We start from the raw sequence: 12,485 nt of genomic DNA on the forward strand, positions 1-12,485 counted from the left end.
GGCTTGGTCGACAGGCTAGTTTGTTGGAATATTATCTTATTTTGAAAGGGAAAGGTAGATGGCAGTAGATTCTACTATAATTTCAGGTAGTCTTATTTGTTATCCGTACCATTCAATCGAGGAGAATCATATTTGCGTATTTCTTCGCGCCAAGAGAGGAAGCCGTTTTCCATGGCTCTAATCAGCATTTCTGCTGTTCCAAGATTGGTAGCGAGAGGGATCTGTTGCACATCACAGAGGCGAAGGAGCGCTGCAATATCGGGTTCATGTCCTAAAGCAGAGATGGGATCGCGGAAAAAGATAAGTAAATCAATATCATCCATCGCAATCATCGCACCGATCTGCTGATCTCCGCCAAAGGGGCCTGAGCGCAAGCGAATGACATCGAGCTTTGCGGCTTCACTAATTCTTCTTCCTGTCGTACCTGTAGCATAGAGTTGGTGCTTTTGGAAAATATGCTTATAAGCTATGACAAAGTCTACGAGCAAGTTTTTGTAAACATCATGCGCAACGAGTGCAATATTCATTTTCTCTCCGCTCCTCTATTTGTGTTAGGTTAGTTAACGTACATTTGTGTGTTGAGAACAGAATAACTTAATTAGTTTGAAATTTCAATCATTATTTTGATAAAATCAKTCAATAAATTGTCCTATTGTGTGAAAATTAACGAATATGTCATATAATATAACATGAAAATGATTCAAGTCTGCACTTCTTCCTAATTCGATCTAACTATGCTAACCTGTTAGGATGATCAACAAGGAGGTGAGTTCATATGAAACGAGTGCTGATTACTGGGTACAAAGCGAATGAACTCGGTATTTTCTCATTGAAGCATCCAGGCATTCCGATTATCAAAAAAGCAATTCAAAAGCGACTTATCGCCTTGTTAGATGACGGGCTTGAATGGGTTGTCGTCAGTGGTCAATGGGGCGTGGAGCTATGGGCGGCGGAGGCAGTGCTTGAACTGAGAGAGAGCACGCATCCAGAAATTAAGCTTGCAGTGATTACTCCTTTTCTAGAGCAGGAAGAGAAGTGGAGTGATGACAAGAAAGGCTGCTATGCAAGTGTCATGCAGCGTGCGAATTACGTGAACAGTGTAACGAAGACCAAATATGAGGGGCCTTGGCAGTTCAAGGAGAGGGACAAGTTCCTCCTACGAAACTCTGACGGCATTTTGCTTGTTTATGATGAAGAGACAGAAGGCTCGCCGAAGTTTATGAAATTGCAGGCGGCTCAAATCGCCGCGCATCATACCTATCCGATCATAACGATCAACGCTTTCGATTTGCAAAATGTGGCCGAGGACGAGCACAGAGATTACGGCGGCGACATGCAGGGTGACATGACTGGAGATTCAGTCAGTGGCGGAGATAAGTGGCAGTTCGATGATGATATATAGAAATAGCTATTCGCCGGGCATCCCMCGACACCATAGCTATTCAAAGAGCAGCAACTTGTCTCTATGCCCAATAGTAGCTATTCTACAATCCATCAAACATGTCCCTTAAACCCTAGTTACTCAATAAACCTCAAACTTGCCTCCTTACACCATAGCTACTCAACAAATATCAAACTTTCCCCTTACACATAGCTACTCAACAAATATCAAACTTTCCCCTTACACATAGCTACTCAACAAACATCATACTTGCCTCCATACATCTAGCTAGTCAACAAATATCGAACTTTCCCCTCAATTCACCTTTTTGTTACTCAACAGATACCGAAGAGCGCTCCCAGCGTTCCCCTCCCTAATAAATGGAAAACATACAGTTAAATTCAGCATTTTAGTCGAAAAAATTAAATTAAATGGAAAAAATGTAGTTAATAGTTAGCTTTTTACCTGAATCAGCGATTTCAGTTGAAAATAGCTGTAGGTTATCCAGTTAATGTGAAACAAAAGGTGATTTCCCCGGTATTAGCTGTAGTTTTTCCAGTTATTACTCAGCAGGAGCATCGTTATCAAATTCAGAAGAAAAACCACACATTCGCAGATTAGCACAGGTAATGTTTGTCCAATGCCCTCAGTTATTCCCGATATCCTCCTTCTAAACTAGCCAATCCCTTCATTTTATACACAAAAGACGGATAAATCTGTGTTTTCTTCTCAACAAAACAAACATAAAAATAATTATTCAAAAATAAACAAAGATGTGTTAAGATGAAACCATCAAAAACAAAAACATACACATGGGATGTAAAACTTAGGAGGGTACTTAAATGGTTGCGAATTTATGGGAAGCTTCAAAAGCGAATGCAGTATCGAAAGGTGTAGAAGAAATTGTTTATCGTTCTAATTTATTAGGCACGGATCGCGCTGTATGTAACTGGGGCGGCGGCAATACTTCTTACAAAACGATCGATAAAGATTTCCGTGGTCGCGATGTTGAAGTGATGTGGGTTAAAGGCAGCGGTTCTGACCTTGGAACGATGAAAGCAAAGAATTTCACAGGTCTTCGTATGGAAGATATTCGTCCTTTGATCGAGCGTGACGAAATGTCTGATGAAGAAATGGTTGCTTATCTTGCGAATTGTATGATCGACAGCAAGCACCCGCGTGCTTCCATCGAGACACTTCTACATGCGTTCTTACCATTCAAAAACGTTGACCACACACATCCAGATGCGATTATCTCACTCTGCTGCGCACATAATGGACGTGAGCTTGCGAAAGAAATTTATGGCGATCGTTTCGTATGGGTACCTTATGTACGTCCTGGCTTTACACTTTCCAAAATGATCGCAGATGGCGTTCGCAACAATCCAAAAGCTGAGCTTGTCCTTATGGAGAAACATGGTCTAGTAACTTGGGGTGAAACGTCTGAAGAGAGCTACTTGAAAACAATCGCTATCATTAATGAAGCAGCAAGCTTCATCGAAGCTCGCGTGAACGAAGCGAACCTATATGGCGGATCTAAATATGAATCTCTTAGCGTAGAAGCTCGCAGCGAACTATTGGCTCAAGTTCTTCCAGTCGTACGCGGTGCGGTAAGCAATGAGAAGAAAATGATCCTCACCATTGACAGTGCAGACGATGTACTTCAATTTGTAAATAGCCGCGATGCTGCTGTTCTTTCCCAAGTTGGAGCAGCTTGCCCGGATCACCTTGTTCATACGAAAATGAAGCCTTTATATATCGACTGGAATCCGACAACAGGTGATGCAGCTTCCTTGGCTGAAGCACTTAAAGCCGGAATCGAAGCATACAAAGAAGAGTACAAAGCTTATTTTGACCGTAACAAAAATGAAGGCGACGTTATCAATGAAGCGGCTCCACGTGTTATCCTTATTCCAGGAATCGGGATGATCAACACAGGCAAAAGCTGGGCTATGGCACAAATTAGCGGTGCGCTTTACCACCGTGCAATCTCCGTTATGAGAGGCGCTACAGCGCTTGGAACGTTCGTATCCTTAAGCGAAAACGAATCCTACAATGTTGAGTACTGGCCTCTTGAACTTTATAAATTAACACTTGCTCCTGCAGAAGCTGAGTTCTCCCGTCAAATCGCCTTCATCACTGGCGGCGCGGGCGGAATCGGAAGCGTAACAGCTCGTCAATTCCTCAAAGATGGCGCACACGTTGTGCTTGCTGACTTGAACCTTGAAGGTGCACAGAAACTGGCAGCAGAACTTAACGACCAATATGGCGAAAACAGAGCGATTGCTGTTCGCATGGACGTAACGAAAGAAGAAGAAGTAATTGCAGCGTTCCGCGAGTCTATTCTTAGCTACGGCGGAATCGATATTATCGTGAACAACGCAGGTCTTGCGACTTCCAGTCCTTTTGACGAAACATCGCTTAAAGAGTGGAACTTGAACATGAACGTCCTTAGCACAGGGTATTTCCTTGTAGCTAGAGAAGCGTTTAAAATCATGAAAACACAAAAAGTTGGCGGCAGCATGGTATTCGTCGGCTCCAAAAACTCCGTATTTGCTGGGAAAAATGCTTCCGCATACTCGACTGCAAAAGCAGCAGAAATTCACTTGGCACGTTGTATCGCAGCAGAAGGCGGCGAATTCGGTATCCGCGTAAACTCCGTATTGCCAGATGCCATTCTTCAAGGTTCCGCGATTTGGAACTCCGGCTGGCGCAATGAGCGTGCGGCTGCCTACGGAATCGAACCGGATCAGTTGGAAGAGCACTACCGTAAGAGAACGACGTTGCTTGTAAACATTTTCCCGAAAGACGTTGCAGAAGCTATCGTGTACTTCGCATCATCCAAAGCAGCTAAAACAACTGGTTGCATGATCACTGTTGATGGTGGCGTACCTGCTGCCTTCACGCGCTAATTCATCTAATAGGAGGCAATAAACCGATGAGCGACAAAGCCTACGCATTATTCGAAGAACAACAAGCCCTGAGAGGCATTGATATTGCTGCAGTAAAAGCGAAGCTGAAAGCATTGAAAGTTGAGACACCTTCATGGGGTTACGGAGACTCAGGAACACGTTTCAAAGTCTACAAACAAACAGGCGTACCGCGTAATCCCTTCGAGAAATTCGAAGATGCGGCGCAAGTGCACAAGCTGACGGGTGCTTGCCCGTCAGTTGCCATCCATATCCCATGGGACAAAGTGGACGACTACGCAAAGCTGAAGCAACATGCTTCTGATCTAGGCGTTTCCATCGGTGCAGTGAACCCGAACCTTTTCCAAGAAGATGATTACATCTTCGGAAGTGTAACGAACTCGAACGCTGCGATTCGTCGCAAAGCAACGGACCACCTGTTGGAGTGCGTAGACATCGCCAAAACAGTAGGTTCCGACGTGTTGAGCTTGTGGTTTGCTGACGGCTCCAACTACCCAGGACAAGTAGATATCCGCGCTCGTAAAGCATGGATGTATGAGTCACTGAAAGAAATGTACAATGCGATGTCACCAAGCATGCGTATGTTGATCGAATACAAGTTCTATGAGCCTGCGTTCTATCATACAGATCTAGCTGATTGGGGTATGGCGTTCAATTTGGCGAACAAATTGGGTCCGCAAGCAGAAGTACTTGTCGATACAGGACATCACCCGCAAGGAACGAACATTGAGCACATCGTAACGTACTTGTTGGATGAAAATAAATTAGGTGGATTCCACTTCAACTCCCGTAAATACGGCGATGACGATCTGATCGTAGGTTCAGTGAATCCGTATGAATTGTTCCTGATTTTCTATCAAATCATTGATGCAGCGAACGACAAGAATCCACTAATTCGTAAAGCATCTGACAATATTGCCTACATGATCGACCAAAGTCATAACATTGAGCGTAAAATCCCAGCGATGCTTCGTTCTGTACTTAACGTACAAACGCAATACGCGAAAGCGCTTCTGATTAACCTTGAAGAAGTACGTGCTGCACAAGACAATCAAGATGTTCTTGGTGCTGAGGATGCGGTTCGTAAAGCATTTGAATTTGATGTAACGCCTCTGCTTCAAGCAGTACGTGAGGAAATCGGTGTGCCAGTTGACCCAATGAAGGCTTACTTGGCAAGCGGTTATGACGAGAAAATTAATGCGCGCGGCAAAGGCGGTGCAAGCTGGTGAGTACCCCTTCGACGGTTCTAGCTTTTGATTTGGGAGCAAGYAGCGGCAGAGCGATCGTCGGACGTCTTGATTCTGAAGCGGGCCGGATCACGATCGAGGAAATTCACCGCTTCTCCAATGATCCAGTGCAGGTGGGCAACCACCTTCACTGGGATATTTTGCGGTTGCTTCATGAGTTGAAGCAAGGTATTTTACAAACTAAGCATCTAGGCTACGCGAATATCGAGAGCTTAGCGATTGATTCTTGGGCAGTAGATTTCGGACTGTTGGCTGCGAATGGTGAGCTGTTGGGAAATCCCTACCATTATCGGGATCACCATACGGACGGCATCATGAGCGAAGTCATGGATATCGTCGGACGCGAAAAGCTGTATGCGCTAACAGGGCTGCAGTTTTTGCAATTCAACTCCATTTTCCAGCTCTATACCCTTCAAAAAAACAATCCTGAGCTACTTGACCGCGCGGCGACGTTTCTCATGATTCCAGACTTGCTTCGCTATTTCCTAACAGGTGAAAAACATAGCGAATTCACGAATGCCACGACGACGCAGTTGTTTAATGCAACGAGCTTCACGTGGGACACGGCACTCATCGAACAATTAAGACTTCCAGCACAAATCTTTTTGCCGCCAGTTGCTTCAGGTAAACAAGTAGGTGCATTGAGCCCGGCTGTTTGTGAGGAACTGGATGTTCCTTCCATCCCTGTCATTGCTGTTGGTGAGCACGATACAGCGTCTGCTGTTGTTGCTGTTCCTGCGCTTGATGATGACTTTGCCTTCCTCAGCTGTGGAACATGGTCATTGCTAGGTACGGAAACGGAGGCGCCGGTGCTCACGGAACAAGCCTTAGCGTGGAACTTCACGAATGAAGGCGGCGTATACGGCACGAATCGCTTATTGAAGAACATCATGGGGCTATGGCTTATTCAGGAATGCAAGCGGACGTGGGAAAAAGAAGGCAAAACAACCAGCTTCGCGGAACTTGTGAAGCAAGCAGAAACCGTGAAGCCATTCCAATTCTTCATCGATCCGGATGACGATATGTTCCTTAACCCTGCACATATGCCGAGGCAAATCCAGCAATATTGTCGTGACACCGAACAAGCTGTTCCACAAACGGATGGTGAAATCGTACGTTGTATTATGGAAAGCCTCGCGCTGAAATATCGTTTTATCTTGGAGCGTACAGAGCAGCTTTCAGGCAAGACATACCGCGGACTTCACATCGTAGGTGGGGGCATCCAGAACGAGCTGTTGTGTCAGTTCACAGCGAGCGCTACACAGCGTGAAGTGTGGGCGGGGCCGGTAGAGGGTAGTGCCTTAGGAAACCTTGTAGTACAATGGATAGCACTAGGGTATATCGCGAACTTGCGTGAAGCCAGAAAGCTGATTCGGAATTCGTTCCCAGTCAAGACGTATCATCCCCAGGATGAGGCGGGTTGGCAGGCGGCGTATGCAGTGTTCTGTCAGGTGGCCTCCCGATCGACGGTGAAATGAGGGGTAACGATGCTGGTAGCAGAAAGATGGCAGAGAATCGTTCAATTAGTTAATGAAAGAGGAAGCATCCGGGTGACCGAGTTAAGTGAGCTGTGTCAGGTCACGGAAGAAACAATTCGACGTGACTTGGATCGCTTAGAAGCCGAAGGCAAGCTTATGCGCAGCCATGGCGGTGCGGTGAGTGTGAAGGAAGCGCAGACCGAAGTTCCTTTCATGGAGCGGGAGACGGCTCATGCGGATTTTAAGAATAGTATTGCGAAGGAAGCTGTTTCACATATTCAGGAAGGGGACCGCATCATTCTCGATGCGAGTACCACGGCTTGGTATATGGCGAAAATGATTCCCGATATGGCGATTACCATCATCACTAACTCGATGAAAGTTGCCTTGGAGGTAAGCGGCAAAGAGAAAATTCAAGTCATTTCAACGGGCGGCTTGCTTTCTCCGAAGTCTTTATCCTACGTAGGCCCCTTATCGGAGCGATCCTTGGATATGTACCATGCGCACAAGCTGTTCCTTTCATGCAAAGGGGTTCACGTGCAGCGCGGCATCAGCGAATCGAATGAGCTGCAAGCGTTGATTAAGCGCAAAATGATCAGCATTGCAGACGAAACCTATCTGCTCGCTGACCATAGTAAATTCGGCATGCAGGCTTTAACACAAGTTGCGGATTGGTCGGAGATTCAACATGTCATTACGGATCGCATGACGAGCAAGGATGCGCTGGAGCGCATTCGTGATAAAGGCGTGCAAGTACGTCAATTGGAATAGCAGCGCATAAACAAACAGCCGTCCCACGTATCGTGGGGCGGCTGTTTGCTTGCTTGGTATAACGGTTAGTTACCCTTCATCATCTTCAGAAAGCAAGGGCAAGTGGAGACGCACGAGTGTTCCTCTGCCTAGCTGACTGTCGATGTCCCAGGTAAAGCTGTCATTGAAATACAAATGCAATCGCTGGAACACATTGATCAATCCAATGCCAGAATCGTTAGTCTCCCGTTCTTCCTCTTCAATCAATCGTAAATGTTGTAATTGTTCCGCGCTCATCCCCGCGCCATTATCGAGAATTTCGATATGCAAGTGGCTTCCATCGAGATACCCCTTGATCATCAGCAAACCGTCTGATTCTATCGTATCCAGGCCATGTACAATGGCGTTTTCTACAATCGGCTGCAAAATCAATTTGACCGTTAAGGAAGATTGCAGCGCGTCGGAGACATCCCAAATCACAATGAAACGATTTTTTGCTCTAATTTTTTGAATCCGCAAGTATTGCTCTAGGTGGTCCAGCTCTTCAGACATGCGAACTAAGCCACTCTTTTTGCTAATGCTTCCTCGGAAAAATTGCCCCAGTGCAGTTGTCATTTCAACGATTTCGCCTGCACCCTGTCGGAAGGCCATCCATTTAATCGACTCCAGCGTGTTGTATAAGAAGTGCGGATTAATTTGCTGCTGCAAGGCATGGAGCTGGGCTTCTTTCTCCAGGAACATGAGCTCCTTCTCGCGAATTTTCGATTGATAATTTTCGGTAATTAACTCGTTCAAGCGCTTGATCATATTGTTAAAATGGCGGGCAAGACTGGCAATTTCGTCTCGGCCTTTGTGATTCATCCTTGCTTCAAAGTTGCCCTCATTCACTTCATGCATCAAGTTCTGCAGCTTCCGCAGCGGTTTGCTAATAAGACTAGAGATCAGTGTTGCGATAAGCATAATCAGAATTCCGAATAAAGCGAAGAAAGCTGCGCTGTACCAGACCAGGGTCAACACCTTTTTCTTCAATTCGTCTGAAGGGACAATGCCAACCATCTTTACGCCAAAGTAGGAAGCGGTGTCGTAGAAGACCATATACTTTTTATTTCCGTCGTTTTTGAAATAGGAACCACTCATCTGCTGCATCATCTCAGTTACGAGAGGATCTTCCTTCGTAAGCACATGTGAGGTGAGCTCGTCGTTATCATGCGATAATATAGTGCCGTTCGCATCCATCAGAAAGAAATAACCAGAGTCTCCGATACGGATCGTTCGGAAGATATTGTTCAGCATGTCCTGTTCCACATTGACAATCATATACCCGAGCTTAGATCCGAGATTGGATTCGCTGGAAGAGCTAATTTTTCTGGCAAATGTGAGTACCGGAGTCATATACAAATTGCGATAGGTACCGATGAGCAGCAACTCACCTGAGCTATGATCCAGCTTCTCAAAAACCCGCGGATCGGTCTTCGATATCGGAACGGTGCCTGCATACATGCCTGTATAGATTCGCTCGCGGGTTTGATTGTAGAGTTCCATGGATAGAAACTCCCTTTTCCGCTGCTTGATGTTACCAAATTGAAGCTCTAGCATCATGTTATCAGTTGGTTGTAAAGAAGTCGTTTCTGATTTTCGCATCGTTTGTTGGACTTCAGGATGATAGATTAACTGTTGCGTTAATCTGTCGTAGTTCTTCAGACTGTAATTGATATTCCGTTTAACTTGTTGTATCGTGCTTTCCGTCAGCTGCATCACCTTATTTTGATAGTTGTCATAGTGAACGTAAGTCAGCAACAGGACAAACAGCAAGTTGGGCACAAAGGTTGTTAGGACAAAATAAGCAATTAACTTGGAACGCACACGATAATTAGGAAAAATGATGCGTGGTTCTAGTGGCGCGCGTTCGTTCATTGCAGCAAATCCAGCGGATAATCCTTGTGTTAATTCAAACAACGGTTTAGATAACGTCCCGGCAAACCAGAATGACAAGATCATAACAAATACTAGCGATCCCAGACCGAAAAAGAATAGGTAAGAGTGCGTTCCATCCTTGCTTGTTAAGATCGATGCGATAGGAAATTCACTCATGAGTTCAAACGGATAGGAGGGCAGCTGAAAGTGGGTAACCAGCACGTTACTTCCGTTTTTTTGAATGATTTTATAAGAAGTATCATCGGATTGCAGGGAAGAAGAGAAGTCTTCTCTATCTAAGCTGATAGGCTTGTTGCTCCAAATCGGCAAGTGTTGATTGGTCAGCAATTGAAGTGTCTCATCAGCATCAGAACTATAAAATACTTCCTTCGCAAACTCAGGAATATTAAACGTCACTACCATCGTGCCAATCGTTTCATTTTCTAGCCGGATGGGACGGTAATAGGCAATGCGATGATCAAGCATATTAGCTAACGCCCGTTCGTCGAAGCCATTGGTGAGAGATGCACCCAAGGCATTGTAATAAAACGGAACACCTTCTTGTTGTTTATAAAGATAAGCCGCACTTTCATTCAGCCAATGTGTAAACTTGAAATCGGTTCCCGCGTATTTGCCGCCATTATCATATTCATAGAGATAGACTAGATTGTTTTTACCCAAAATCATAATTTTGTCGATATAATCATGATAAAGTAACGTATCATTTATTTCGCTCGTCAATCGCTGAACCCGTTGTCCGATTTGGATGAAATCGTTTTGCTGGAACGGCTCATTGACGGCTGTTTGTACCAAGGCTGTGTTTACCAACTTGTTCGTATTCGCATCCAGATCTGCAAAGAGGGATTTGAAGTAATTGGCTGTTTGTTTAAATTCATTCACMTGGTATTCCGCTTTTTCTTGCACGATAAGTCGACTCACGAAGGCTTCGGATAACCAATAAAAGGTCGTGGCTAGCGTCAGCGTGAGCAGTACCGAACAGAACAGAAGCTTCCTACGAATCGAATGATTATAGAGAAAGCTTTTGAGAAACAACTTCAAACTTTCCATGTAGACACCGCTTTCAATATGTGATGAAGGATTGACGGTACTCGAGCGGTGTTAGTTTCGTGTAACTTTTGAACGTAGTGGCGAAATACTTACGGTCTTGATAGCCGACTAATTCACCGATTTCATACACTTTGAGATCGATGCGGCGCAGCAATTCTTTGGCTTTTTCCATTCGGCAATTTTTTAAATAGTCGATAAAGTTAATGCCTGTTTCTTTTTTAAATTGAATGCTGAAATAGCTGGGATTGAGATAAACGAGCTCAGCCATTTGATTTAAAGTGATTTTTTCGCTGCAATGCTCTTCGATATATTTTTTTACTTGCTGGACTGCCGAATGCGAAGTCGTTTGCACAACGTCATTTAATTTTTTGATTTGCATTGTAATGTCTGAAATTAAGCGGTCCAACGCGATTTTCAATTGCGATAAGGTCTGAAATTGTTCTATAAACTCGCTGAAAGGCATGTGGAGATTTGCCATCGCTTTAAAGGAAGCGCCGTGCAGATCCAACCTTCGTTCTAACATCGTGAAGAGCGGAGTCAAGTATCTGAGGACGAGGGGGAGCTCAGCACGTTCAGAGTCTAGGCCGCAGGTGTCCCAAAATTGTTGGAAATGCAGAGAGCTATTTTCGCGATTGCCTTCCAGTACCGCATCGAGAAATTTGGTTTCATAAGGATAGGGATACGAATATTCTTTGCGTTCAACTTGAAGCCCTTCAGCAGGATCCCATAGAAACAATCCGCTGCGTTCCCAGTAAATGTTTCGTTCCATGACGCTTCTCGCCTGCTTGTAGGAATCCGGGAAAGAGAGCAAACTCGGATAAACTTCACCTAGGCCTATAATGGATCGACAACCAGTCTCCTGTTCAATGGAGGAGATAATTTGCTCAAAAAGCAAGGAAAGGGATCGACGTGGCGGAACGGATGTCGCGTTCAGATTCAGAAAGACGGCTAGTTCACCAGCTTTTTTCTTAAGCGTATAACTATGACATTGACCTGCATCGAGATGGCGTTCAATAATTGTAATAGCCTTCGTAAACTTATTGGCATCAGGTAGACTAGCGTCAGGATGCTCATTGGATTCGAACTTCACAGCTGCGCAACAATAATACGTAGCGTTCATTTCAATTTCCAATAAGCTCATTTTTTCTTTGGCCTCATGATATTCAGGTAAGAGGTCTTGGATGAATGACTGGAAAAAGTGATCTCTGGCAGCAGGCAGGCTGTTCGCCAACTGGTTCTCATAGGATTGCAGCTTTAACGACGATTGCCGTTCGGTATCCAATAGAAGCTTTAACTTCATCATACTTTCACTGAGGTGCTTCAAATCCACGGGTTTCAACAAATATTCGGATACGCCTGCTTGAAGGGCATCTCGCGCGTATGTAAATTCTTTATATCCAGACAAAATAACAATTTTGACATGCGGATAATGCACGGAAATGGCTCTACTGAGCTCGATGCCATCCATAACGGGCATCTTGATATCCGTAAGAACAATATCCACATCATTTCGCTGCATCAAGTCGAGCGCTTGCTTGCCGTTGGCGGCTAGGCCAATTACCTGGAATTGAAAGCGTTCCCAATAAAAGGAGTTTAGGCCTTCCCGAATCTCGAATTCATCGTCAACAATCATCATTTTATAGGTATCGTTCATCGGACTCACTCCTTTGACTCTATAATAATCACGCATTCTTTTCATGTAAAGGAACTTCGAAGA

At 44.8% G+C, this 12,485-nt stretch carries 8 protein-coding genes; 5 read left to right on the forward strand and 3 right to left on the reverse strand.

The window, feature by feature from the left end; all coding sequences use genetic code 11:
- Positions 1-92 precede the first annotated feature (92 nt).
- Complete coding sequence (locus AC1DLM_RS08155; protein ID WP_171633912.1) at positions 93-527, reverse strand: methylglyoxal synthase; 435 nt, start codon at positions 525-527, stop codon at positions 93-95.
- A 248-nt stretch (positions 528-775) separates the two neighbouring features.
- Here AC1DLM_RS08155 and AC1DLM_RS08160 point away from each other — a divergent pair, with 248 nt between their 5' ends.
- The 5 genes from AC1DLM_RS08160 to AC1DLM_RS08180 all read left to right on the forward strand — a co-directional run bounded on the left by AC1DLM_RS08160 (position 776) and on the right by AC1DLM_RS08180 (position 7,807).
- Positions 776-1,402 carry an SLOG family protein gene (locus AC1DLM_RS08160; protein WP_477569672.1) on the forward strand — a complete coding sequence of 209 codons (627 nt, stop codon included), beginning with the start codon at positions 776-778 and terminating at the stop codon, positions 1,400-1,402.
- 821 nt (positions 1,403-2,223) lie between these two features.
- Entirely contained in the window at positions 2,224-4,293 is a 2,070-nt protein-coding gene (locus tag AC1DLM_RS08165) for a bifunctional aldolase/short-chain dehydrogenase (RefSeq protein ID WP_477569673.1), read from the forward strand.
- Between the two features lie 26 nt (positions 4,294-4,319).
- Positions 4,320-5,540, forward strand: coding sequence for an L-rhamnose isomerase (rhaI, locus tag AC1DLM_RS08170; protein WP_477569674.1), 1,221 nt, complete (start codon positions 4,320-4,322; stop codon positions 5,538-5,540).
- On the forward strand, positions 5,534-7,036 hold the full coding sequence (gene rhaB / locus AC1DLM_RS08175) for a rhamnulokinase (RefSeq protein ID WP_477569735.1): 1,503 nt from the start codon (positions 5,534-5,536) through the stop codon (positions 7,034-7,036). Before rhaI ends, rhaB begins: the two co-directional genes overlap by 7 nt.
- A 9-nt stretch (positions 7,037-7,045) precedes the next feature.
- Positions 7,046-7,807, forward strand: coding sequence for a DeoR/GlpR family DNA-binding transcription regulator (locus AC1DLM_RS08180; RefSeq protein ID WP_477569675.1), 762 nt, complete (start codon positions 7,046-7,048; stop codon positions 7,805-7,807).
- Between the two features lie 69 nt (positions 7,808-7,876).
- Here AC1DLM_RS08180 and AC1DLM_RS08185 read toward each other — a convergent pair whose 3' ends face one another.
- A complete protein-coding gene (locus AC1DLM_RS08185) occupies positions 7,877-10,768 on the reverse strand; it encodes a sensor histidine kinase (protein WP_477569676.1) in 2,892 nt (963 codons plus the stop codon).
- 13 nt (positions 10,769-10,781) lie between these two features.
- Positions 10,782-12,422: a response regulator gene (locus tag AC1DLM_RS08190; protein ID WP_477569677.1), complete on the reverse strand. Its 1,641-nt coding sequence runs from the start codon at positions 12,420-12,422 to the stop codon at positions 10,782-10,784.
- Positions 12,423-12,485: the final 63 nt, after the last annotated feature.

The organism is Paenibacillus sp. 01T442, assembly GCF_056398345.1.

Bases quoted from the DNA above. Each gene is read 5' to 3' on its own strand.
- AC1DLM_RS08155 (WP_171633912.1), bottom strand. From the start codon at position 527: ATGAATATTGCACTCGTTGCGCATGATGTTTACAAAAACTTGCTCGTA.
- AC1DLM_RS08160 (WP_477569672.1), top strand. From the start codon at position 776: ATGAAACGAGTGCTGATTACTGGGTACAAAGCGAATGAACTCGGTATT.
- AC1DLM_RS08165 (WP_477569673.1), top strand. From the start codon at position 2,224: ATGGTTGCGAATTTATGGGAAGCTTCAAAAGCGAATGCAGTATCGAAA.
- rhaI (WP_477569674.1), top strand. From the start codon at position 4,320: ATGAGCGACAAAGCCTACGCATTATTCGAAGAACAACAAGCCCTGAGA.
- AC1DLM_RS08180 (WP_477569675.1), top strand. From the start codon at position 7,046: ATGCTGGTAGCAGAAAGATGGCAGAGAATCGTTCAATTAGTTAATGAA.
- AC1DLM_RS08190 (WP_477569677.1), bottom strand. From the start codon at position 12,422: ATGAACGATACCTATAAAATGATGATTGTTGACGATGAATTCGAGATT.